General features: G+C 73.7%; 24 protein-coding genes. 20 read left to right on the top strand and 4 right to left on the bottom strand.

Annotation, left to right across the window (positions count from 1 at the left end):
* Positions 1-153: 153 nt before the first annotated feature.
* Both ACFVQZ_RS22525 and ACFVQZ_RS22520 read right to left on the bottom strand, forming a co-directional pair.
* Positions 154-633 (bottom strand): hypothetical protein, encoded by a 480-nt coding sequence (locus ACFVQZ_RS22525; protein WP_383625261.1) that lies wholly within the window; start codon positions 631-633, stop codon positions 154-156.
* Positions 630-1613 carry a hypothetical protein gene (locus tag ACFVQZ_RS22520; protein ID WP_030495881.1) on the bottom strand — a complete coding sequence of 328 codons (984 nt, stop codon included), beginning with the start codon at positions 1611-1613 and terminating at the stop codon, positions 630-632. The genes ACFVQZ_RS22525 and ACFVQZ_RS22520 overlap by 4 nt, the downstream gene beginning before the upstream one ends.
* A 133-nt stretch (positions 1614-1746) precedes the next feature.
* Here ACFVQZ_RS22520 and ACFVQZ_RS22515 point away from each other — a divergent pair, with 133 nt between their 5' ends.
* Together ACFVQZ_RS22515 and ACFVQZ_RS22510 are read left to right on the top strand one after the other, a co-directional pair.
* The gene (locus ACFVQZ_RS22515) at positions 1747-1950 is read left to right on the top strand and encodes a hypothetical protein (RefSeq protein ID WP_321192998.1); all 204 of its coding nucleotides are present in this window, start codon (positions 1747-1749) and stop codon (positions 1948-1950) included.
* Between the two features lie 8 nt (positions 1951-1958).
* Entirely contained in the window at positions 1959-2288 is a 330-nt protein-coding gene (locus ACFVQZ_RS22510) for a (2Fe-2S)-binding protein (protein WP_081959255.1), read from the top strand.
* 108 nt (positions 2289-2396) lie between these two features.
* Here ACFVQZ_RS22510 and ACFVQZ_RS22505 read toward each other — a convergent pair whose 3' ends face one another.
* Positions 2397-2801: a TIGR03618 family F420-dependent PPOX class oxidoreductase gene (locus ACFVQZ_RS22505; RefSeq protein WP_030495878.1), complete on the bottom strand. Its 405-nt coding sequence runs from the start codon at positions 2799-2801 to the stop codon at positions 2397-2399.
* A 125-nt stretch (positions 2802-2926) separates the two neighbouring features.
* On the opposite strand from ACFVQZ_RS22505, the gene clpB reads away from it, so the two are divergent.
* Positions 2927-5512, top strand: a complete 2586-nt coding sequence (gene clpB, locus ACFVQZ_RS22500) for an ATP-dependent chaperone ClpB (RefSeq protein WP_030495877.1) — start codon at positions 2927-2929, stop codon at positions 5510-5512.
* Positions 5513-5697: 185 nt separating this feature from the next.
* Entirely contained in the window at positions 5698-6231 is a 534-nt protein-coding gene (locus tag ACFVQZ_RS22495) for a YbjN domain-containing protein (protein ID WP_030495876.1), read from the top strand.
* A 76-nt stretch (positions 6232-6307) separates the two neighbouring features.
* Here the strand turns inward: ACFVQZ_RS22495 and ACFVQZ_RS22490 are convergent, their stop codons facing one another.
* Positions 6308-7471, bottom strand: coding sequence for a pyridoxal phosphate-dependent aminotransferase (locus tag ACFVQZ_RS22490; protein ID WP_383625255.1), 1164 nt, complete (start codon positions 7469-7471; stop codon positions 6308-6310).
* A 116-nt stretch (positions 7472-7587) separates the two neighbouring features.
* On the opposite strand from ACFVQZ_RS22490, the gene ACFVQZ_RS22485 reads away from it, so the two are divergent.
* The 16 genes from ACFVQZ_RS22485 to ACFVQZ_RS22410 all read left to right on the top strand — a co-directional run bounded on the left by ACFVQZ_RS22485 (position 7588) and on the right by ACFVQZ_RS22410 (position 23453).
* Positions 7588-7764, top strand: coding sequence for a hypothetical protein (locus ACFVQZ_RS22485; RefSeq protein WP_383625252.1), 177 nt, complete (start codon positions 7588-7590; stop codon positions 7762-7764).
* Positions 7765-8064: 300 nt separating this feature from the next.
* Positions 8065-8583, top strand: a complete 519-nt coding sequence (locus tag ACFVQZ_RS22480) for a DUF2617 family protein (protein WP_030497347.1) — start codon at positions 8065-8067, stop codon at positions 8581-8583.
* Positions 8584-8658: 75 nt separating this feature from the next.
* Positions 8659-10344 carry a polyamine aminopropyltransferase gene (locus ACFVQZ_RS22475; protein ID WP_383625247.1) on the top strand — a complete coding sequence of 562 codons (1686 nt, stop codon included), beginning with the start codon at positions 8659-8661 and terminating at the stop codon, positions 10342-10344.
* Between the two features lie 73 nt (positions 10345-10417).
* The gene (locus ACFVQZ_RS22470) at positions 10418-11272 is read left to right on the top strand and encodes an SRPBCC family protein (protein WP_383625245.1); all 855 of its coding nucleotides are present in this window, start codon (positions 10418-10420) and stop codon (positions 11270-11272) included.
* 53 nt (positions 11273-11325) lie between these two features.
* Positions 11326-12117, top strand: coding sequence for an aldose 1-epimerase (locus ACFVQZ_RS22465; RefSeq protein ID WP_383625242.1), 792 nt, complete (start codon positions 11326-11328; stop codon positions 12115-12117).
* Positions 12118-12142: 25 nt separating this feature from the next.
* The gene (gene pyrE / locus ACFVQZ_RS22460) at positions 12143-12691 is read left to right on the top strand and encodes an orotate phosphoribosyltransferase (RefSeq protein WP_383625239.1); all 549 of its coding nucleotides are present in this window, start codon (positions 12143-12145) and stop codon (positions 12689-12691) included.
* A gap of 251 nt (positions 12692-12942) precedes the next feature.
* Positions 12943-13965: a class II fructose-bisphosphate aldolase gene (fbaA, locus tag ACFVQZ_RS22455; protein ID WP_030497342.1), complete on the top strand. Its 1023-nt coding sequence runs from the start codon at positions 12943-12945 to the stop codon at positions 13963-13965.
* A 72-nt stretch (positions 13966-14037) separates the two neighbouring features.
* Entirely contained in the window at positions 14038-15210 is a 1173-nt protein-coding gene (locus ACFVQZ_RS22450; protein ID WP_383625235.1) for a MalY/PatB family protein, read from the top strand.
* A 37-nt stretch (positions 15211-15247) separates the two neighbouring features.
* The gene (locus ACFVQZ_RS22445) at positions 15248-16705 is read left to right on the top strand and encodes an MFS transporter (RefSeq protein WP_383625232.1); all 1458 of its coding nucleotides are present in this window, start codon (positions 15248-15250) and stop codon (positions 16703-16705) included.
* Between the two features lie 29 nt (positions 16706-16734).
* Entirely contained in the window at positions 16735-17148 is a 414-nt protein-coding gene (locus ACFVQZ_RS22440; protein WP_030497339.1) for a DUF3151 domain-containing protein, read from the top strand.
* Positions 17149-17335: 187 nt separating this feature from the next.
* The gene (locus ACFVQZ_RS22435) at positions 17336-18133 is read left to right on the top strand and encodes a DUF3152 domain-containing protein (protein ID WP_107645523.1); all 798 of its coding nucleotides are present in this window, start codon (positions 17336-17338) and stop codon (positions 18131-18133) included.
* A 132-nt stretch (positions 18134-18265) separates the two neighbouring features.
* Positions 18266-19129 (top strand): tryptophan 2,3-dioxygenase family protein, encoded by an 864-nt coding sequence (locus tag ACFVQZ_RS22430; protein ID WP_383625228.1) that lies wholly within the window; start codon positions 18266-18268, stop codon positions 19127-19129.
* The gene (gene kynU, locus ACFVQZ_RS22425) at positions 19122-20324 is read left to right on the top strand and encodes a kynureninase (protein WP_383625226.1); all 1203 of its coding nucleotides are present in this window, start codon (positions 19122-19124) and stop codon (positions 20322-20324) included. Before ACFVQZ_RS22430 ends, kynU begins: the two co-directional genes overlap by 8 nt.
* Positions 20325-20473: 149 nt before the next feature.
* Entirely contained in the window at positions 20474-21343 is an 870-nt protein-coding gene (locus tag ACFVQZ_RS22420) for an alpha/beta hydrolase family protein (protein WP_383625223.1), read from the top strand.
* A 104-nt stretch (positions 21344-21447) separates the two neighbouring features.
* Positions 21448-22794, top strand: coding sequence for a sensor histidine kinase (locus ACFVQZ_RS22415; RefSeq protein ID WP_383625220.1), 1347 nt, complete (start codon positions 21448-21450; stop codon positions 22792-22794).
* Positions 22791-23453 carry a response regulator transcription factor gene (locus ACFVQZ_RS22410; protein ID WP_030497333.1) on the top strand — a complete coding sequence of 221 codons (663 nt, stop codon included), beginning with the start codon at positions 22791-22793 and terminating at the stop codon, positions 23451-23453. The genes ACFVQZ_RS22415 and ACFVQZ_RS22410 overlap by 4 nt, the downstream gene beginning before the upstream one ends.
* The last annotated feature ends 12 nt before the right edge of the window (positions 23454-23465 follow it).

The raw sequence follows: 23465 nt of genomic DNA, 5'->3' as shown, positions 1-23465 counted from the left end.
CCGGTCCGGCAGCAACGGCTCGATCCTCGCCCACTGGGCATCAGTCAACGACACACATCAACCAACGATCAGATGATCCGAAGGAAACGCCCTAGCCGGACTGCGTACCGCGCGAAGGCCCCCGCCACGGTGACGTGGCGGGGGCCTTCGCGTTCAGCCCAGCAGCTCGCCGACGATGTCGCCGAGCGTGTCCCACCACGGCGCGGCGCCGGTCCCGAAGGCGGCGGCCAGCGCGGTGCCGACGGCGAGGTCCAGCGGCTCCGGCGGGGTGTCCCAGGTGTCGGTGACCCGCCCGTCGCCGCTGGAGACCAGGGTGCCGAGCCGCCGCCCGTCCCGCAGGAACCGGCTCTCCTCGTACGAGCAGGGCACCAGCCGGTACCGGACGCCGCCGGCCCGCACGTCCACCCGGTACGAGCGCCGCACCAGCAGGCGCCCGCGGGCCGGCCGGATCACGGCGGGCGCACCGTCGACGGTGAGCGTCAGCAGCGCGGCCCTGCGGGTGCCGACGGGCACGTGGGCGTCGGCGGGCGTCCCCGCGGCCCGGACGAGCTCCACGACGGGCAGCCCGTCCCCGGAGACCCGCACGGTCCCGGCCGCGCCGTCGAGCCGCACCTCGGCGGCGGGCGCGGTCACGCCTCGTCCCGTTCGAGGATGCCGGACCGGGCGATCAGATACCCGAGCTGCGCGCGGCTCCCGCTGCCGAGGGTGGCGGCGAGCTTGGCGATGTGCGCCCGGCAGGTCCGCACGTTCATCCCGAGGCGGCGGGCGATGGCCTCGTCGACGTGGCCCTCGACGAGGAGGCGGGCGATGGATCGCTGGACCCCGCTGATGTCGTCGGTCTTCGCGTCGTAGGGGATTTCCTCGCGGATCGGCACGGCCAGGTTCCAGAACTGGTCGAAGACGCCGCCGAGGTAGGCGACAAGGCCCGGATGGCGCAGCTGGAGGGCCACCTGGCGGTCGCTGCGGGCGGGGATGAAGGCGACCTCACGGTCGACGATGATCAGCCGGTCGATGATCTCCTCCAGCGTGCGGACCTGAACTTCGGGTCCGACGTGCTCGAGGTAGTTCAGCGTCAGTTCCGTATGGCGCGCCGTGTGTTGGTAGAGGGTCCGCATGTCGATCCCGCGCCCGAGGAGCGGGGAGACGCGGCGCAGGGCCTCGCTCAGCGCGTGAGCGGGACGGCCACCGCCCGGCTGGACGGTGAGCAGTTCCTTCTGGCAGTTGGCGACGACGCGGTCGAGCGTCGTGTTGATGCGGTCGATGCCCTCCAGGACCGTGATGGCCTGGGTGCTCGTCGAATCGATTGCGGTGATGGCCATGAAGGGCTCGAAGGCGTCGGAAAGGGCGACGGTGAGCCGCCGGCGCTCGAGGATCTCCCGCTCGATGGGTTGGAGCAGTTGCGCGAGCGCGGCGGAGGGCGGGACAGGCCGCAGCCACTGAGCGTCGTCGGGGTCGGGGTGGAGCAGGGACAGATCGAGCAGGCAAGGTGCCTCGACCGCGTCTGACCGGGATATTCGCCCCGTCTGAAGGGCGGACGTGTACAACGCGGAACCCGCTTCGCACAGCTCCACGTGGGAATGAGGGTGACCGGTTTCGTCCGCTTGTTTCCGCATTTGTACACCCCCAGGCTCCTGCATCTCAGGAACATGATGCCTGGGTTTGGTGGTGCGGGCGCAGAAGGTGAGTCATCGTTTTCCCGCGGGGGTCGGTAAAGCAGACGTTGCCTTCAAGTGAGGTTGCACGGTGATGATGAAGAAGCTCATACGCACGGTGGCCGGAGTCGCCTTCATCGCGGCGGCGGCGCTTGGTGTCGTGGGTGTGACCGACCCGGGCTGGCACTCGGAGCCGGCGCAGGTGCAGGCCGCATTCCTCGACCCCGGCTGGCACGCTGCCCCTGCCCAGGACCCGGGCTGGCACCTTGCTGTCGCTTCCGAACCCGACTGGGGCTAAGTCGGCCCATGAATGTTCCTGACGACACCAGGTTCCGGCGTGAAATGGCTTCGGCCTACCGGTCCGGGTGGCACTTCGTCGATCTCGTCACGGCCATCCCCCATCGTGGCGACTCGCTGAAGGTCACCCTGTTCGGAGAGCCGGTGATCGTGGCGAGGGAGCAGGACGAGGACGTCCGCGCCTATCGCTGCCTCCGCCGCCCCCGCGGCGCTCCCCAGCCCGTCCGCTGTGCCATCCGGTACGGCATGATCTTCGTCAACTTGGACCAGCGCGACCACCAGCCGGTCGAGGCGCGGTTCGAGCCCGAGACCCTCACCGCCACCCCCCGCAGTGCCTGAGCGATTCCCCCGTCGTTGTAGATCGCTCAGGTGCTTCCCCCACACAACGGCGCCATCGCGGACCTGAAACGCGATGGCGCCGTTGTGCTGTCCGGGTGCGGGCGGGTGCTACGCGCGGCCCATCGCGCGGGTGAGGGCGATCTCGATGACGACCCGGTCCGGGTTGGGGCTCGGGACCCGGCCGTAGCGGTCCGCGTAGCGGGCGACCGCGTCGGCGACCGTCTCGGCGTCCGTGCGGATGTGCGCGACGCCCTCCAGGGTGGCCCAGCGCCCCTTGTCGACCTGGCAGACCGCGACCCGAGCCCCGTCCGCGCCGGCCGCGAGGACGTTCGCGACCTTCCGGCTGTGCTTGTTGGTGATGACCCGCGCCAGCCCGTTCTCGGGGTCGTACGTGACGCCGACGGCCACCACGTGCGGGGTGCCGTCCGGGCGCGGGGTGGTCAGCGTGCACATGTGGTACTCGCGCCAGAAGCTGAGATACGAGTCCGTGGGGTTCCTCGGGTCAGTCGCCATGCCCGGAAACTACCCCCGCGCGATCCACCCCCGATACCTTGAGCGGAATAGACTCAACTTTATGTACGCTGTATGAGTCAGTACAGAAGAGGATCCGGAGCACCGCACAGGAGGAGACCCCGCACGTGGACGCCGAACTGACCAACAGGAGCCGGGACGCGCTGAACGCGGCCAGCAGCCGCGCCGTGTCCCAGGGACACGCCGACCTGACCCCGGCCCATCTGCTTCTCGCGCTGCTGGCCGGTCAGGACAACGAGAACATCACCGACCTGCTCGCCGCCGTCGAGGCCGACCAGGCCGCCGTCCGCTCCGGCGCCGAGCAGCTGCTCGCCGCCCTGCCCAGCGTGACCGGCGCGACCGTCGCCCCGCCGCAGCCCAACCGCGAGCTGCTCGCCGTCATCGCCGACGCCGCCGAGCGCGCGAAGAAGCTCGGCGACGAGTTCCTGTCCACGGAGCACCTGCTCATCGGCCTCGCCGCCAAGGGCGGGCAGGCCGGCCAGGTCCTCGACCGGCAGGGCGCCACCGCCCGCCGGCTCCAGGACGCCTTCGAGAAGGCCCGGGGAGGCCGTCGCGTGACCACCGCCGACCCGGAGGGCTCGTACAAGGCCCTGGAGAAGTTCGGCACCGACTTCACCGCCGCCGCCCGCGAGGGCAGGCTCGACCCCGTGATCGGCCGCGACCACGAGATCCGGCGGGTCGTCCAGGTCCTGTCCCGGCGTACGAAGAACAACCCCGTCCTCATCGGCGAGCCCGGCGTCGGCAAGACCGCCGTCGTGGAGGGCCTCGCCCAGCGGATCGTGAAGGGCGACGTCCCCGAGTCCCTGCGGAACAAGCGGCTGGTCTCCCTGGACCTCGGCGCGATGGTCGCCGGCGCCAAGTACCGCGGCGAGTTCGAGGAGCGGCTGAAGACCGTCCTCTCCGAGATCAAGGAGAGCGACGGCCAGATCATCACCTTCATCGACGAACTGCACACCGTCGTCGGCGCGGGCGCCGGCGGCGACTCCGCCATGGACGCCGGCAACATGCTGAAGCCGATGCTGGCCCGTGGCGAGCTCCGCATGGTCGGCGCCACCACCCTGGACGAGTACCGCGAGCGGATCGAGAAGGACCCCGCCCTGGAGCGCCGCTTCCAGCAGGTCCTGGTCGCCGAGCCGTCCGTCGAGGACACCGTCGCCATCCTCCGCGGCCTCAAGGGCCGGTACGAGGCCCACCACAAGGTGCAGATCAACGACTCCGCGCTGGTGGCCGCCGCGACCCTGTCCGACCGGTACATCACCTCCCGCTTCCTCCCCGACAAGGCCATCGACCTCGTCGACGAGGCCGCGTCCCGGCTCCGCATGGAGATCGACTCCTCCCCGGTGGAGATCGACGAGCTCCAGCGCTCCGTCGACCGGCTCCGCATGGAGGAGCTGGCCCTCGCCAAGGAGACCGACCCCGCCAGCGTCCAGCGCCTGGAGAAGCTGCGCCGCGACCTCGCCGACCGCGAGGAGGAGCTGCGCGGCCTCACCGCCCGCTGGGAGAAGGAGAAGCAGTCCCTCAACCGGGTCGGCGAGCTGAAGGAACGCCTGGACGAGACCCGCGGCCGGGCCGAGCGCGCCCAGCGCGACGGCGACTTCGACACCGCCTCCAAGCTGCTCTACGGCGAGATCCCGACCCTGGAGCGCGAGCTGGCCGAGGCCACCGAGGCCGAGCGCGAGGTCCAGAAGGACACCATGGTCAAGGAGGAGGTCGGCCCCGACGACATCGCCGACGTCGTCGGCGCCTGGACCGGCATCCCGGCCGGCCGTCTCCTGGAGGGCGAGACCCAGAAGCTGCTCCGCATGGAGGACGAGCTGGGCCGCCGGCTCATCGGCCAGACCGAGGCCGTCCGGGCCGTCTCCGACGCCGTGCGCCGCACCCGCGCCGGGATCGCCGACCCCGACCGGCCCACCGGCTCCTTCCTCTTCCTCGGCCCCACCGGCGTCGGCAAGACCGAGCTGGCGAAGGCGCTCGCCGACTTCCTCTTCGACGACGAGCGGGCCATGGTCCGCATCGACATGTCGGAGTACAGCGAGAAGCACTCGGTGGCCCGCCTGGTCGGCGCGCCCCCCGGCTACGTCGGCTACGAGGAGGGCGGCCAGCTCACCGAGGCCGTCCGCCGCCGCCCGTACAGCGTCGTGCTCCTCGACGAGGTGGAGAAGGCGCACCCGGAGGTCTTCGACATCCTGCTCCAGGTCCTCGACGACGGCCGGCTCACCGACGGCCAGGGCCGCACGGTCGACTTCCGCAACACCATCCTGATCCTCACCTCCAACCTCGGCAGCCAGTACCTGGTGGAGCCTCTGACGAGCGACGAGGAGAAGAAGCAGCAGGTCCTGGAGGTCGTCCGGGCCAGCTTCAAGCCCGAGTTCCTGAACCGGCTCGACGACCTGGTGGTCTTCTCCGCGCTCGACCGCGCCGAGCTGGGCCGCATCGCGCGCCTGCAGATCGACCGGCTCGCCAAGCGGCTCGCCGACCGCCGGCTCACCCTGGACGTCACCCCGGCGGCCCTGGAGTGGCTGGCCGACGAGGGCAACGACCCGGCGTACGGCGCCCGGCCGCTGCGCCGCCTCATCCAGACCTCCATCGGCGACCGGCTCGCCCGGGAGATCCTGGCCGGCGAGGTCCGCGACGGCGACACCGTCCGGGTGGACCGCTTCGAGGACGGCCTGATCGTCGGCCGCGCGGAGTGACGCGCGGGGGCGTACGAGGCCGGTGCCGCCGTCCTCGTACGCCCCCGCCGGCGCCGATTCGGCCGGTTCGTGTCCTCCGCGGGCGGAGATCATGTCAGCCCGCAGCGGATCCGCACCGGCGGGGCTTGCCAGGGACGGGCCGGGATGGGGGAGGATGGCGACATCCGTACGAAGGGAAACACCCGGTGAGCATCGACCCGTCCTCGATTCCGAATTTCGGGGCCCAGCCCCAGCCGCAGGCAGGACCGGCGGGCCCCGTCGTCCCCGACCAGGAGCTGGTGAAGCAGCTGCTGGACCAGATGGAGCTGAAGTACGTCGTCGACGACGAGGGTGACCTCGCGGCGCCGTGGGAGGAGTTCCGCACGTACTTCATGTTCCGCGGCGAGGCGGAGCAGCAGGTGTTCTCGGTGCGCACGTTCTACGACCGTCCGCACTCCGCCGACGACCGGGCGAAGGTCCTCGACGCGATCGACGACTGGAACCGCCGCACCCTGTGGCCGAAGGTCTACACCCACCTGCACGAGGAGGAGGACGGCTCCGCCACCCTCCGCCTCATCGGCGAGGCGCAGATGCTGATCGGCACCGGCGTCGCCCTGGAGCACTTCGTGTCCTCCACGGTGAGCTGGGTCCGCGCCTCCATCGAGTTCGACAAGTGGATCGTCGAGCAGTTCGGTCTGGCCTCCGCGGAGGAGAAGACCGAGGGCGGCGACGAGGGCTGACCGCCCCGCCGCGCCCGCGCCGAGGCCGGGTCCCCCACGGGGGCCCGGCCTCCGGCGTTCCCGGGGGCCGGGCGGGTCAGGCGAGCCGCTTGAGGCGGTCCACGGCCTCCTGGAGGACGTCGGCGCGCTTGCAGAAGGCGAAGCGGACGAAGGGGGCGCCGGCCTCGCGGTCGTCGTAGAAGACGGCGTTCGGGATGGCGACGACGCCGGCCCGTTCGGGCAGCGCGCGGCAGAACGCGATGCCGTCGCGCTCGCCGAGGGGCCGGATGTCGGTGGTGACGAAGTAGGTGCCGCGCGGCCGGTGGACCGCGAAGCCGGCCTCCGCGAGCCCGTCGCTCAGCAGGTCCCGCCGGGCCCGGAGTCCGGCGCGCAGGTCGTCGTAGTAGGAGTCGGGCAGGCGCAGGGCCTCGGCGACGGCGTACTGGAACGGGCCGGAGGAGACGTAGGTGAGGAACTGCTTGGCCGAGCGGACGGCGGCGGTCAGCTCGGGGCTCGCGGTGGTCCAGCCGACCTTCCAGCCGGTGAAGGAGTACGTCTTGCCGGCCGAGCCGATGGTGACGGTCCGGTCCCGCATGCCGGGGAGGGACGCGATCGGCAGGTGCTCGGCGTCGTCGAAGACCAGGTGCTCGTACACCTCGTCGGTGACGACCAGCAGGTCGTGCTCGGCGGCGAGTTCGGCGACCGCGGTGAGTTCGGCGCGGGTGAGGACGGTGCCGGTGGGGTTGTGCGGGGTGTTGAGGAGGATCAGCCGGGTGCGGGGGGTGACGGCGGCCCGCAGCTCGTCGAGGTCGAGGACGAAGCCGTCCTCGTGCGGGCGGAGGGTGACGGGCACGCGGGTGCCGCCGGCCATCGCCACGCAGGCCGCGTACGAGTCGTAGTACGGCTCCAGGGCGATGACCTCGTCGCCGGGCCCGACCAGGGCCAGCAGGGCCGCGGCGATGGCCTCGGTGGCGCCGGCCGTGACCAGGACCTCGGTGTCGGGGTCGTACGCCAGGCCGTAGCGGTCGCGCTGGTGGTCGGCGATCGCCCGGCGGAGCTCCGGGACGCCGGGGCCGGGCGGGTACTGGTTGCCGCGGCCGTCGCGCAGGGCCCGTACCGCCGCCTCGCGGATCTCCTCGGGGCCGTCCGTGTCGGGGAAGCCCTGGCCGAGGTTGATCGCCCCGGTCCTGGCGGCGAGCGCGGACATCTCCGCGAAGATCGTGGTGCCGAACTCGGCCAGCCTGCCGTGGATTCGCTTCATGGCGGCCATCCTGGGCCGAAGCTCTGGACTTGCTCAAGTGCGCTTTGGGCGCCGGGCGGGACGGGCATCCCCCGGGCAGAGGCGGCGACGGGCCGCCGGAAACGGGGGAGACGGCGATGGAGCTGGTGATCGCGGTGGTGGTCGTCGTGGTGGTGGTCGGCATGATCGTGGTGGGCGCGGGGTCCTCGGGCGGGGGCCGGCGGAAGGGGGGCGGCGGCTGGTCCAGCGGCGGCGGGGGCGGCTGCGGATCGAGCTGCGGGGGCGGCGGCGGGTGTGGTGGCGGGGGTGACTGACGGGCCGTCCGGGCGGCGGGCGGCGGGCGGGGCGGGATCGGTCCCGTGAGCACCGGTGCCGATCGCTCGGCGATCGATTCTGTTTGAACAATTGAACTGTGGGGTCCCCGAAGGGGATGGAAACCACGGCAAGTTGGGTAAAAACGCTGCGAGTCGTCCGGTGACCGTGGTTCTCTCGCTCCTGTCAGAGACAGCCCTCGGACCGTGTGTGGACCCGAGCCGGCGATTCCCCCACTCCCGTTGACTTCCTCTCCGGGGCGCCCCCGGCCCACCCGCCAACCGTGTTTGCGGAGCCGACCCATGCTCACCACCCTGAAGACCTCCTACACCGACACGCGCGCGGCCGACCTGGCCTGGGCGCTGGGCCGCGAGCCGCTGCCCGCCCTCGCCGTGCTCGACCTCGAACTCACCGGCGCGAAAATCCAGTTGAGACTGCTGGGCGCCTCCCACCAGGTCCTGCTGGAGGAGGAGGGGCGCACCTGCTCCGAGACCGTCGCCTGCATGCCGGGCAGCAGCACCCCGCTGCCGCTCGGCGTCTCCAAGCGGATCGGCGAATGGGAGTACGAATTCGCGGCCCGCGTCGAGACGCTCACGCGGGGCTCGTTCGCGGGCCGGGCGCAGGAACTGCTCGCGCTGGTCGCCGACCATCCGCACGGCCTGGCCGGGACGTTCCCCGGCTCGCCGCACGCCTTCACCGCGATGCTGGCGCAGCGCCACGAGGGCCAGGTGCGGTGGCGCACCTGGCACGCCTACCCGCAGGAGGGCCAGCTCGTGGTCACCCGCACCCGGATCGGCGCCCGTATGCCCGCCACGCTCTGATCGCACCCCCCACGGGCCCCAGGTGCACTCGTGTGGGTGACAAGGGGCGCGTGGGTCGTGACGTAGCGTTACTGCATGATCGAGCCGACCGTGACCCTGCCCCCCACGAGGGTGCGGCGCCGACCGCCACCGCGGCCGCGCGACACGGTGCGGTGGCCGGTCCTCGCCGTGGTCTTCGTGTGCGCCGCCTGCGGACTCGTCTACGAGCTGGAACTCGTCGCGCTCGCCTCGTACTTGATCGGCGACTCGGTCACCCAGGCGTCCGTCGTGCTGTCCGTCATGGTCTTCGCGATGGGCGTGGGCTCGCTCCTCGCCAAGCGGCTGCGCTGCCGCGCCGCCGTCGGCTTCGGCCTGGTCGAGGGCGCGCTCGCGCTGCTCGGCGGCACCTCGGCCCTCGTGCTGTACGCGTGCTTCGCCTGGTTCGGCGAGGCGCGCTGGGTCCTGGTGGCCTTCTCGCTCGCCATCGGGGTGCTGGTCGGCGCGGAGATCCCGCTCCTGATGTCGCTCATCCAGCGCGTGCCGGAACGGTCCGTCGGCACCGGCCGGCCGGGCCGGGCCGGGCGGCCCGCGCCGGACGGCGACCCCGAGGACGCGGCCGGCACGGTCGCCGACCTGTTCGCCGCCGACTACGTGGGCGCGCTCGTCGGCGGCCTCGCCTTCCCGTTCCTGCTGCTGCCCTGGCTCGGGCAGCTGAGCGGCGCGCTCGTCACGGGCGCGGTGAACGCGGTCGCGGGCGCCGCCCTGGTGCTGTGGTTCTTCCGCCGCGACCTCACCGCCCGTGGCCGCGCGCTCGTCATCGGCGTCAACCTCGCGGTCCTCGGGGTGCTGGCCACCGCCACCGTCCTCGTCGACGACTTCGAGGAGGCCGCCCGCCGGGCCGTGTACGGGGAGCGGGTGCGGGTCGCCGTGCACACCGACCTCCAGGAGGTGGTGGTCACCGGCGGCCGGGAGGGCCCGCCCGACCTCTACCTGGACGGCCGGCTGCGGGTCTCCGGCGCCGACGAGCACCGCTACCACGAGGCGCTGGTCCACCCCGCGATGAACGGGCCGCACGCGCGCGTCCTCGTCGTCGGCGGCGGCGACGGCCTCGCCGCCCGCGAGGTGCTGCGCTACCCCGGGGTCCGCGCCGTCACCGTCGTCGAACTCGACCCCGGCGTCGTGCGGCTCGCCCGCACCGACCCGGCGCTCGCCGCGCTCAACGGGCACGCTTTCCAGGACCCGCGGGTGCGGGTGGTGCACGCCGACGCCTTCCTCTGGCTGAGGGGCGCCGCCGGCCACGTGCAGGAACGGTACGACGTGGTGATCTCCGACCTGCCCGACCCCGGGATCACCTCCAGCACCAAGCTGTACGCCCAGGAGTTCTACGGCCTCGCGGCCCGGGTCCTCGCCGACCGGGGCCGGCTCGTCGTGCACGCCGGACCCGCCACCGACCGGCCGCACGCCTACTGGACCGCCGACGCCACCCTCCGCGCCGCCGGCTACGCCACCCGGCCGTACAGCACCGAGGGCGGCACCCCCGGCTTCGCCGCCGGCCCCGACCGCGCCGACCGGGACAGCGACGCCCGCCCCGAACCCGACGACTGGGGCTTCCTGCTCGCCGTCCGCGGCACCCGTCCGCCCGTCCTCGGCCTCGCCGCCGACGCGCCCCCGCTCCGCTCGCTCGCCCCCGGCGACCTGGCCGCCGCCGCCCGCCGCGCCGAGCGGACCCGGATCGCCGGGCTGCCGCCGTCGACGCTGGTGCACCCCCGCTACGGCCACTGAGCGGGGGACGCCGGGCACGGCACCCGGGACGAACGGGCGACGCCGGGCGCCCCGCTGAGTAGGCTCGGCTCCCATGGAGCATGAGGTGTTCGTCCCGGTCCCGGCCGAGGCCCTGCGGGCCGCCCTCACCGACCCGGACCGGGTGGCGCGCTGCCTGCCCGGCTTCCAGCGCGACGCCGCCGAGGCGCCCGCCGGCGCGGAGGACCTGGCCGGGCGGCTCCGGCTCCGGGTCGGCGGCCACACCATCACGTACCGGGGCGGACTGCGGATCGTCGAACGGGACGGCGCCATCACCTACGAGGCCGAGGGCGCCGAGGCGCGCGGCAAGGGCGTCGCCGAGGTCTCCCTGACCGTCGTCCTCACCCCGGCGGCCGACGGCACCGGACTCCTCTTCACCGGCGCCCTCACCGCCACCGGCCGGCTCGCCGAACAGCCCGAGGAGGCCCGGGACGCCGTCCGCGCCCGGCTCCTGGACGCCTTCGTGGCCGCCGCCGCCGAGATCGCGGCCACCGGCGGCGCGACCGCCGGGACGGCGGGAGAGGACGCGGGTGAGGACGCGGACGCGGGGGCGGCAGCCGGTGAGGACGTCCCCGACGGCGCCACCGCCTTCGGCACCGGCGACTTCGACGGCGGCCCCGGCTTCGACGACGACGTGTTCCCCGAACCGGGCCCGCCCGCCGACGCCCCCGCCGGCCCCCCGGCCGGCATCCCCGCCGCACCCGCCGCCGAGGCCGCGCACGCCCGCCGCACGATGATCGGCCGGAGCGCCGAGGAGGTCGACCACGCGCCGCCGCGCGGCCGGTACGCCCCGGTGCCCGCCCCCGAGCCGAGCGGGCCCGGCGCCGCCCTCCGCTGGGTCGCCCCCGCCGCCGCCCTCGCCCTCGCCTCCGCCGTCATCGTCGGGCGCGCCCTGCGCCGCCGCCGGTGAACCTCCGCGGGGAATGGGCCCGGGCCGCCGGGGCCAGGATTTAGGGTCGGGGCGTGAGCAACCTGACGCGACTGACGGCGGGCGACGCCGAGCTGACCATCAACGCCGCGCACGGCGGCCGGATCGAGAGCCTGCGGATCGCCGGCACCGAGGTCCTGAAGCAGGGCGAGCGGTACGGCAGCTTCCCGATGGTGCCGTGGTGCGGCCGGACCCGGGAGGGCCGGTTCCGCGACGGCGCCACCACCCACCGGCTGCCGGTCGACGCGCCGCCGCACGCCATCCACGGGACCGTCCGCCACCGGGCCTGGACGGTGGCCCGGGCGACCGCCGCCGAGGCCGTCCTCACCTGCGAGCTCGACGACCCGTGGCCGTACAAGGGCCGGGTCACCCAGGTCCTGGAGCTGGCCGGGGACCGCCTGACGCTGCGGTTCGGGGTGGAGGCGTACGACGACTCCTTCCCCGCGCAGGCCGGCTGGCACCCGTGGTTCGTGCGGAACCTCGGGCAGGGCGGCGAGGACGTGGCGCTCGGCTTCACGCCCGCCTGGCAGGAGGAGCGCGGCGACGACCACCTGCCCACCGGCCGGCGGATCGACCCCCTCCCCGGCCCCTGGGACGACTGCTTCGGCATGCCCGACGGCGTCGACGTCACCCTCACCTGGCCGGGCGAGCTGGAACTGAAGGTGACCAGCCGCGCCGAGTGGGTGGTGGTCTACGACGAGCCGGCCGACGCGGTCTGCGTCGAGCCGCAGTCCGGCCCGCCGAACGGCCTCAACACCCACCCCCGCCTCGTCACCCCCATCGACCCGCTGGAGGTCGAGAGCGTCTGGGCCTGGCGGCGGCTCTGACCTCGGCGCCCTTAAGCTCGGGGGCATGACTGACGTACGCGCTGAACTGCTCCAGCAGATCAAGGACAAGGCCGTGGTGCACGGCAAGGTGACCCTCTCCTCGGGTCTGGAAGCCGACTACTACGTGGACCTGCGCCGGATCACGCTGGACGGCGCGGCGTCGCCGCTGGTCGGCCAGGTCATGCTGGACCTGGTCAAGGACCTCGACTTCGACGCGGTCGGCGGCCTCACCCTGGGCGCCGACCCGGTCGCCACCGCGATGCTGCACGCCTCCGCCGCGCGCGGCGAGCGCCTGGACGCCTTCGTCGTCCGCAAGGCCGCCAAGGCGCACGGCATGCAGCGCCAGGTCGAGGGCCCGGACATCAAGGGCCGCCGGGTCCTGATCGTCGAGGACACCTCCACCACCGGCGGCTCCCCGCTGACCGCCGTCGAGGCGGCCCGCGCGGCCGGCGCCGAGGTCGTCGCCGTCGCCACCATCGTGGACCGCGCCACCGGCGCCGGCGAGAAGATCAGCGGCACGGCGGGCGTCCCGTACCTCTACGCCTACGCGCTCGACGAGCTCGGCCTCGCGTAGCCACCGGCGCGTGCCGTCGCTCGGACGAACCGCCGCGAAGTCGTGACTTAGGTCCCGGACCCCGGCGCCTCCCGTTCTGACCTGCGCTTTTCCCGAAGGGCGGGGTGTTTCACGTGAAACACCCCGCCCTTCGGCATGCGCCGCCCGTGGGAGCCCGCACAAGAGTCTGGAAAGATGGCACCGACGATGACGTCGCCCCTAGGTCAGGGACAAAGCAACGCCCACACCCGCACATCACAAGGAGCGGACGAATGCCCATCGCAACCCCCGAGGTCTACGCCGAGATGCTCGACCGGGCGAAGGCTGGCAAGTTCGCCTACCCGGCCATCAACGTGACCTCGTCCCAGACCCTCCACGCGGCGCTGCGCGGGTTCGCCGAGGCCCAGAGCGACGGCATCATCCAGATCTCGACCGGTGGCGCCGAGTTCCTGGGCGGCCAGTACAGCAAGGACATGGTCACGGGCGCCGTCGCCCTGGCCGAGTTCGCCCACATCGTCGCCGCGAAGTACGACGTCACCGTCGCGCTGCACACCGACCACTGCCCGAAGGACAAGCTGGACGGCTACGTCCGCCCGCTGCTCGACATCTCCGCCGAGCGCGTCAAGGCCGGCCGCGACCCGCTCTTCCAGTCGCACATGTGGGACGGCTCCGCCGAGACCCTGGCCGACAACCTGGCCATCGGCCAGGAGCTGCTGGCCAAGGCCGCCGCCGCCAAGATCATCCTCGAGGTCGAGATCACCCCGACCGGCGGCGAGGAGGACGGCGTCAGCCACGAGATCAACGACGAGCTGTACACCTCCGTCGACGACGCGATCCGCACCGCCGAGGCGCTGGGCCTGGGCGAGAAGGGCCGCTACCTGCTCGCCGCCTCCTTCGGCAACGTGCACGGCGTCTACAAGCCGGGCAACGTCGTCCTCCGCCCCGAGCTGCTCAAGGACCTCCAGGCGGGCGTCTCGGAGAAGTTCGGCAAGGCGTCCCCGTTCGACTTCGTCTTCCACGGCGGGTCCGGCTCGACCGCCGAGGAGATCGCCACCGCCATCGAGAACGGCGTGGTGAAGATGAACCTCGACACCGACACCCAGTACGCCTTCACGCGTCCGGTGGCGGACCACATGTTCAAGAACTACGACGGCGTCCTGAAGGTCGACGGCGAGGTGGGCAAGAAGTCCACCTACGACCCGCGCACCTGGGGCAAGCTCGCCGAGGCCGGCATGGCCGCGCGCGTCACCGAGGCGTGCGAGGCGCTGCGCTCGGCCGGCAAGAAGCTGAAGTAAGGCCGTGACCGAAGGGCCCGGCACCCCCGTGCGAGGGTGCCGGGCCCTTCGCGTCCCCGGGAGAGGGCGCTGATGTACGACTTCGACGAGATACGCGACCGGCGGGGCACCTGGTCGGTCCAGTGGGACGGGATCGCGGACCGCTTCGGCGTCCCCGGCCTGCTGCCCTTCACCATCTCCGACATGGACTTCGCCTCGCCGCCCGACGTGCTCGACGCGCTGCGCGCCCGCGTCGACCACGGCGTCTTCGGCTACACCGACTGGCGGCTCGGCGGCGACGACGGCTTCCGGGAGGCGATACGCCACTGGTACGCGACCCGGCACGGCACCGCCGTCGACACCGAGGCGCTGGTCTACGCGCCGTCCGTGCTCAACCAGGTCTCCCAGCTGCTGCGGATGTGGACCCGGCCCGGCGACGGCGTCGTCACCCACACCCCCACCTACGACGGCTTCCGCAAGGCCGTCACCGGGCTCGGCCGCGAACTGCGCGGGGTGCCGGCCGGCGACCTCGGCGCGCTGGAGCGGGAGCTGGCCCGGCCGGACAGCACGATGCTGCTGCTCTGCTCCCCGCACAACCCCACCGGACGGGTGTGGACGGAGGACGAGCTGACCGCGTTCGCGGGGCTCGCCCGGCGGTACGGCGTCCCCGTCGTCAGCGACGAGATCCACGCGGACCTCACCGCCGACGGGTTCCGGCACATCCCGTGGACCCGGATCGCGGAGCCCGGCGACCGCCGCTGGGCGCTCGTCACCTCCGGCACCAAGGCGTTCAACTTCCCGGCGCTCTCCGGCTCGTACGGCTTCGTCGGCGACCCGGAGGAGCGGGCCGCGTTCGTCCGCCGGATGGAGACCGGCGAGGGCCTCGCCTCCCCGGCGGTCCTCTCGCTCACCGCCCACATCGCCGCCTACCGGCACGGCGCGCCCTGGCTGGACGCGCTGCGCGGCTACGTCGCCGGCACGCTGGCGACGGTCGCGGAACGGCTCGCGGAGGGGCTGCCCGGCCTGGAGTGGACGCCGCCGCAGGCCGGCTACCTCGCCTGGATCGACCTCCGGCCGCTCGGCATCGACGACGACCGGCTCCAGGAGGAGCTGGTGCGGACCGAGAAGGTCGCGATCATGCCGGGCGCCGTCTACGGCACCCCGGGCTTCGTCCGGCTCAACGTCGGCTGCCCCCGCGCCAAGGCCGAACGGGGCGTGGACGCGCTGGTCAGGGCGGCCTCCCGGCTGCGGACCGACGGCGGCTGAGGAGGCAGGGCCCGCCGGAAAGCGGGACCATGCAGGCATGAGCGGGACCGGTGCCGATGTGCGGATGGCCTCCGGGACGGGACGGTGGATCGTCTTCACCACCGTCCTCGGATCGGGGATGGCGCTGCTCGACTCGACCGTCGTCAACGTGGCGCTGCCGCACATCGGCGCCGACCTCGGCGCGGACCTCGCGGTGCTCCAGTGGACCGTCAACGCGTACATGCTGACGCTGGCCGGGCTGATCCTGCTGGGCGGCTCGCTCGGCGACCGGTACGGGCGGCGGCGGGTCTTCGTCGTGGGCGTCGTCTGGTTCGCCGTGGCGTCGCTGCTGTGCGGGCTCGCCCCGAACGCCGGCGTCCTCATCGCCGCCCGCGCCCTCCAGGGCGTCGGCGGGGCGCTGCTCACCCCGGGGTCGCTGGCGCTGATCCAGGCGAGCTTCCACCCGGACGACCGGGCCCGGGCGGTCGGCCTGTGGTCCGGTTTCGGCGGGGTGGGGGCGGCGGTCGGGCCGTTCGTCGGCGGCTGGCTCGTCGACGGGCCGGGCTGGCGGTGGGTGTTCCTGCTGAACGTGCCGCTCGCCGCGCTGTGCGTGCCGGTCGCGCTGCGGCACGTGCCCGAGTCCCGGGACGAGACCGCGCACGGCCGCTTCGACGTGCTGGGGGCGGTGCTCGGCGCGGCGGCGCTCGGTCTCGTCACGTACGCGCTGATCGACGGCGTGTGGTGGCCGGCGGTGGCGGGGGCGGTCGCCGGGGTGGCGTTCGTGGCGGTGGAGCGGCGGCGGGGCGAGGCCGCGATGGTGCCGCCGGCGATCTTCCGGTCCCGGCTCTTCACCGCCGTGAACCTGGTGACGCTCTGCGTGTACGCGGCGTTCGGCGGCTTCTTCTTCCTCGCCGTGATCCAGCTCCAGGTGGTCTCCGGCTACTCGGCGCTCGCCGCCGGCACGGCGCTGCTGCCCACCACCGTCCTCATGCTGCTGCTCTCGGCGCGGGCCGGCGAGCTGGGCGACCGGATCGGGCCGCGCGTCCCGCTGACCGTGGGGCCGCTGCTGTGCGCCGCCGGGATGCTGCTGATGACGCGGGCCGGCGCGGACGCCTCGTACGTACGGGACGTGCTGCCGGCCCTGCTCGTGCTGGGGCTGGGGATGACGGCCCTGGTGGCGCCGCTGACCGCGACCGTGCTCGCCTCGGTGGAGGTCTCCCGGGCCGGCCTGGCGAGCGGGGTGAACAACGCGGCGGCCCGGGCCGCCGGGCTCGTCGCGGTGGCGGCACTGCCGCTGCTGACGGGCATGGGGCCGGAGGCGTACCGGTCGGCGGCCGAGTTCGACGCGACCTTCGACCGGGCGATGCCGATCTGCGCCGGGGTGCTGGTGGCGGGCGCGGTGCTCGCCTGGACCACCATGCGGACCCCGGCCGCGCCGGGCTGCCACCCCGAGTGCCGCACCCACTGCGGGGTGTCGGCCCCACCGCTCGACCCGGGCGGCACCGGGACGCGCTGACGGCCGCGCGGGTGCGGCAGACTGGGGGGATGGCTATCCATGAGAACTTGTTGGGTGGGCCGGCGCCCACCCTGCTGCCCGACGAGCCCGAGCCGCGCGAGCTGCTGGCGCAGGGCACCGCTCCGGCGGACGTGGCCGCGAAGTACCCGACCTCGTCGCTGGCGTGGGCGCAGCTCGCCGACGACGCGTTCGAGGCGGGGCGCGTGGTGGAGTCGTACGCCTACGCCCGGACCGGCTACCACCGGGCGCTGGACGCGCTGCGGCGCAACGGCTGGAAGGGCCACGGCCCGGTGCCGTGGGAGCACGAGCCGAACCGTGGTTTCCTGCGGGCGCTGCACGCGCTGGCGCGGGCGGCCGGGGAGATCGGTGAGCAGGCCGAGTACGAGCGCTGCACGACCTTCCTGCGCGACTCGTCGGAGACCGCGGCCGACACCCTCGGCTGACCGGATCCGGGACCGGATCCCCCGGCCGGTACGATCCCCGGACCGGCCTGAAGCAGGGGGGGAGACTGTCGTGGGCAAGCGGGGGGCGCCGGCCAGGCGCCGGCAGAACCGACATACCGGGAGGAGCCGCCGCGGAGGGACGCGTGTCACACGCCGCGGGCGGCTCGTCCTGTCGACGCTCGTCCTGATGGGCGTCTCGCTCGGCGCGGGCGTCGCGCTCGCGCACTTCGGGAGCGAGGGGGAGCGGACCGACGCGCTGGGTCCCCCGGCGGCCGGGGCGCCGGCGACGGCCTCCCCGCCCCCGGCCCGTACGGACCCGCCGAAGCCCACGGCGAAGCCCACCGTCAAGCCCACGGCGAAGGCGAAGGCCACGGTGAGGCCGACGCCGACGGCGACCGTGAAGCGGTCCGTGACCGTCCCGCGGTCCGGCCGGGGCACCTTCACCACCGCGTCCGCCTCCGGCACGGTCACCGGGGACAGCGGCACGCTGCGCCGGTACCGGGTGCAGGTCGAGCAGGGCGTCGACCTGTCGGCCCGGGAGACCGCCGCCGAGATCGAGCGGATCCTGGCCCATCCGCGGAGCTGGGCCGCGCACGGCCGGGGGCGTTTCCAGCTGGTCGAGTCGGACGCCGACTTCGTCATCCGGATCGCCACCCCCGACACGGCCGACGCGCTCTGCGCCCGGCAGGGCCTCGACACCCACGGCGAGCTGAACTGCGAGACCACCGAGGGGGTCGTGGTGAACCTCAAGCGGTGGATGCTGGGCTCGCCGACCTTCGCGGGCAGCCCGCAGGAGTACCGGCACCTGATCATCAACCACGAGGTCGGGCACGAGATCGGCATCCGGCAGCACATGGGCTGCGGCGGCCCCGGGAAGCTCGCGCCCGCGATGATGCAGCAGATCAAGGGCCTCAACGGCTGCCGTTCGAACGCGTTTCCGTATGACGAAGACGGGGTCTACATCACCGGTCCGATCGTGTCATGATGCGCTTGGGACGGCGGGCGACGCAGCACGCCTCCTGAGGGGACCGGGGCTCCCGTGCCGCCCGCCGCGCACAGCGGACGGACGCACGGTCGAGCGGACCGCTACCCGGTAGTCCGTCACGAGGAGACAGCGATGTCACTCTTCCCGGGTTCTCCGGATTCCACCGCGGCCGACCAGGCGTCCGAGGCGACGCCCAACCTCGACTTCGCGGGCACCACACCCTACGAGGACTACGTCCAGGCGGACGTCCTCACCCACCTCCAGCACCTCCGCTCCGACGACCCCGGCGAGATGGTCTTCCTCGTCACCACCCAGGTCATGGAGCTGTGGTTCACCGTCATCGTCCACGAGTGGGAGACCGCCAGCCGCGCGCTGCGCGAGGACCGGCTGCCGGTCGCCGTCGACGCGCTGAAGCGGTCGGTGCGCGAGCTGGAGGCGCTCAACCACTCCTGGCGCCCGCTCGCCCAGCTCACCCCCGCCCAGTTCAACTCCTACCGCGGCGCCCTCGGCGAGGGCTCCGGCTTCCAGTCGGCGATGTACCGCCGCATGGAGTTCCTGCTCGGCGAGAAGTCCGCGTCCATGCTCGTCCCGCACCGGGGCGCGCCCCGCGTCCACGCCGAGCTGGAGAAGGCGCTGCACGAGCCCAGCCTGTACGACGAGGTGCTGGGCTTCCTCGCCCGCCGCGGCCTGCCCGTCCAGCCGTCCGTCCTCTCCCGCGACCTCACCCGCAGGTACGAGCCGTCGCCGCAGGTCGAGGCCGTGTGGGCGGAGCTGTACGCGGCCCCCGAGGAGCACGCGGAGCTGGTCCGCCTCGGCGAGGCGCTGAGCGACGTCGCCGAACTGGTCTGGCGCTGGCGCAACGACCACCTGGTGGCGACCCGCCGCGCGATGGGCGCCAAGACCGGCACCGGCGGCTCCGCCGGCGTCGCCTGGCTGGAGAAGCGCGCGCAGAAGAACGTGTTCCCCGAGCTCTGGACGGCCCGCAGCCATGTCTGACCTGTACGAGCGAGCCCGAGAGCTCGACGCCGCCGACCCGCTCGCCGGCCACCGCGCCAAGTTCGCCCTCGACGACGCGACCGTCTACCTGGACGGCAACTCGCTCGGCGCGCTCCCCGCCCACGTCCCCGCCCGGATGGCCGACGTCATCGGCCGCGAGTGGGGCGAGCTGCGGATCCGCTCCTGGGACGAGTCCGGCTGGTGGACCGCGCCCGAGCGGATCGGCGACCGGATCGCGCCGCTCGTCGGCGCCGCCGCCGGACAGATCGTGGCCGGCGACTCGACCAGCGTGAACGTCTTCAAGGCGGTCGTCGCCGCGGCCCGGCTCTCCGGGGAGGGACGCGACGAGATCCTGGTGGACGCGTCGACCTTTCCCACGGACGGGTACATCGCCGAGTCCGCGGCGCGGATGACCGGTCACCGGATCGTGGCCCTCGACCCCGCCGACATCCCCGCCGCCGCGAACGGCCGGACGGCCCTCGCGCTCGTCAACCACGTCGACTACCGCACCGGCCGCCTCCACGACCTGCCGGGCACCACCGCCGCCCTCCACGCGGCGGGCGCCCTGGCCGTGTGGGACCTGTGCCACAGCGCCGGCGCGCTGCCCGTCGGCCTCGACGCGCACGGCGTCGACCTCGCGGTCGGCTGCACGTACAAGTACCTCAACGGCGGCCCCGGTTCGCCCGCCTACCTGTACGTCGCCGCACGCCACCAGGACCGCTTCGACTCGCCGCTGCCCGGCTGGACCTCGCACGCCGACCCCTTCGGCATGACCCCCGGCTACCGGGCCGCCGACGGCGCCGTCCGGGGCCGCGTCGGCACCCCGGACATCCTGTCCATGCTGGCCCTGGAGGCGGCGCTGGACGTGTGGGACGGGGTGGCGGTCGAGGACGTCCGCGCCAAGTCCCTCGCCCTCACGGACTTCTTCCTGGAGTGCGTGCGGGCGTACGTCCCGGAGGGCCGGGTCACCCCCGTCACCCCCGAGCGGCACGCCGAGCGCGGCAGCCAGGTCGCGCTGGCCTGCGCCGACGCGCCCGCCGTCATGCCCGAGCTGATCGCGCGCGGCGTGGTCGGCGACCTGCGCCGGCCGGACGTCCTCCGCTTCGGCTTCACCCCGCTGTACGTCGGCTTCGCCGACACCGAGCGCGCGGCCCGGATCCTCGCCGACGTGCTCGCCGAGCGGCCGGGCGACTGATTCTCGGCTGATCACCGACTGACCCTCGGCGCAACGCCGGTGACCGGTCGTCAGGTCGGATCTTCACCTGATCTGCGGGGCCCGGACCCTGATACGGTCCCCGCAGGTCAGGCCGACACGGCCCCGTCACCGAGAGGTTGGAACCCCCCATGCCGGACCCCGCCGCGCGCGACGCCGCCGAAGAGGCATCGGCCTTCTCGCACCCGGCCGTCCCGCCCGACGCCACCGCCGCGTACGGCGAACACCCCGACCAGCTGGTCGACTTCTACGCCCCCCGCACCGGCGCCGGCCGCGCCCCGCTCGTCGTCGTCCTGCACGGCGGCGCCTGGCGCGCCCCCTACGACCGCCGGCACGTCAGCCCCTTCGCGGACTTCCTCGCCCGCCGCGGCTTCGCCGTCGCCAGCGTCGAGTACCGGCGCGGCCCCGGCCTGCCCCACCAGGGCGGCGCGGCCCCCGTCGCCGGCCGCTGGCCGGAGACCTTCGACGACGTGGCCGCCGCCCTCGACGCGCTGCCGGACCTCGCCGCCGGCCACCTGCCCGCCGCCGACCCGCACCGCACCGTCCTCACGGGCCACTCGGCCGGCGGCCACCTCGCGCTGTGGGCCGCCGCCCGGCACGTCCTCCCGGCCGGCTCCCCCTGGCGGCTGCCCGAACCGCCCGCGCTGCGCGGCGTCGTCGCCCTCGCCCCCATCGGGCACTTCGCGCGCGCCCGCGAGCTGGACGTCTGCGGCGGCGCCGTCACCCAGCTGCTCGGCGGCGAGACGGCGTACGGCGAGCGGGCCGCCGCCACCGACCCGGCGCGGCTGCTGCCCACCGGCATCGCCACCGCCCTCGTCCAGGGCCGGGAGGACGTCGTCGTCCCCGCCGACGTCGCCGACGCCTTCGTGGAGGCGGCGGCCAAGGCCGGCGAGACGGTCGGCCTGACGCTGCTGGAGGACGTCGGCCACTTCCCGCTGATCGACCCGGCGGCGGACGCCTGCGTGGTCGTCGCGGAGGAGATCGCGCAGCTCGCGTTCTGAGCCCGCCGGGACCGCAGGGACCGCCGGGACCCGCGTAGTACTCAAGGGGGACGCCCCGGGATCCGCATCCAGCGGGACGCGGGCGTCCCGGGGCCTTCCGTACCGTGGACGGCGTGAACCCGACACAGACCTCCGACCCGGGCAGCCGCAGCCCCGAGCTCCGCATGACGCTGGACGCGCTCGGCGGTCTGCGCGACGACCTCGCCGGCGACGCCCTCGGCTACCGCCCGCTGCCCCGCCTCGCCCCGGACAGCCCCGTCCTGCGCTTCCTGCCCCGGCGGCTGCGCCCGCACGCCGGGCTGCTGCCGCACGCGGCCGTCGGCTTCCTCGCCGCGGTGACCTTCCTCCTCGGCTTCGACAACATCCACGGCAGCGTCGGCCCGGTCGCCTTCGTCGCCTGCGTGCTGCCGACGGCCGCCGTCCTCCTCACCCTGCTGCGCACCGCGCCCGCCTTCTGGCTGTCGATCGGCTCGACGCCCTTCGTCGCCTACCTGACCGGGTACGACGGCTGGCCCTGGGCGCCGAACTCGTTCGCCGCCCACCTCTTCGTCCTGGTGATCGTCGCCCTGCGGACCGGGCCCCGGACCGCCGCCTGGATGTGGCTCATCACCGCCGCGTACGCCACCTTCACCTCCTTCTTCCTGGCCATGAGCAGCGGATACGGCTCCAACGGCGCCGAGATGCTGTTCTTCTCCGCCCTCTTCCTGCTGGCCGTGGCGACCTTCCAGATCCGCCGCCAGGCCGCGCGCGAGGTCACCGCCCAGCAGACCGTCACCGCCGTCGAGCGGTCCAAGCGGACCCTCCTCGAAGAGCGGACCACCATCGCCCGCGAACTCCACGACGTCGTCGCCCACCACATGTCGGTGGTCGCCATCCAGGCCGAGGCCGCGCCCTACCGGGTGGAGAACCCGCCGCCGGAGCTGGAGCAGGCGTTCCGCACCATCAGGGAGAACGCGGTCGCCGCCCTCACCGAGCTGCGCCGGATCCTCGGCGTCGTCCGCGCCGAGGACTACGAGGCCCCCGACGCCCCCCAGCCGACCCTCGCCGACCTCGACGGGCTCGTCGCCAACGTCCGCGAGGCCGGGCTCGACGTGACCATGACGGTGACCGGCGCGGTCCGCGAGCTGCCGCAGGGCGTGGAGCTGTCCGCGTACCGGATCGTCCAGGAGGCGCTGTCGAACGTGCTGCGGCACGCGCCCGGCGCGCCCGCGAAGGTCGAGGTCAGCCACGTCCTCGGCGGCCTCGGCCTGCGGATCGCCAACGGCCCGGCGCGCGGCCTGGTGAAGCCGTCGCCCGGCGCCGGCCACGGCCTCACCGGCATGCGGGAGCGGGTCGCCATGCTCGGCGGCGAGATGACCGACGGGCCGGCCGAGGACGGCGGGTACGAGGTCGCCGTGTTCGTCCCCGTGCAGCGGGAGGTCCCGGCCCAGCGGGAAGGGGACGCGCCGTGATCCGGGTGCTGATCGTCGACGACCAGGCCATGGTCCGCGAGGGCTTCTCCGTGCTGCTCGGCGCGATGCCCGACATCGAGGTCGTCGGCGAGGCCGTCAACGGCCGGGAGGCGGTCGCGCAGGTCGCGGCCCTCCGTCCGGACGTCGTCCTCATGGACATCCGGATGCCGGAGCTGAACGGCATCGACGCCACCCGGGAGATCGTCGCCGCCGACGCGGACGCCAAGGTGCTCGTGCTGACCACCTTCGACCTCGACGAGTACGTGTACCAGGCGCTGCGCGCCGGCGCGTCCGGCTTCCTGCTCAAGGACGCCTCCGCGCGGCAGCTCGCCGAGGGCGTCCGGGTCGTTGCGGCCGGCGAGGCGCTGCTCGCGCCGACCGTGACGAAGCGGCTCATCACCGAGTTCGCGCGGGCCGCCGACACCGCGCCGAAGGCGCCCGCCGTCGCGCAGATCGGCGAACTCACCGAGCGGGAGACGGAGGTCCTGGTGCTCATCGCGCAGGGCCTGTCCAACCAGGAGATCGCCGCGCACCTCGTCGTCGCCGAGTCGACGATCAAGACGCACGTCAGCCGGATCCTGGTGAAGCTGGGCCTGCGCGACCGGACACAGGCGGCGGTCTTCGCGTACGAGGCGCGGCTGGTGCAGGTCGGGCGGTAGCGTCCCGGGCAT

The sequence above is a fragment of the Streptomyces sp. NPDC057854 genome (assembly GCF_042797055.1).
Taxonomy (GTDB): domain Bacteria; phylum Actinomycetota; class Actinomycetes; order Streptomycetales; family Streptomycetaceae; genus Streptomyces.
Note: the sequence above shows the minus strand (reverse complement) of the source record. Positions and strands in the feature narration are given on the sequence as shown.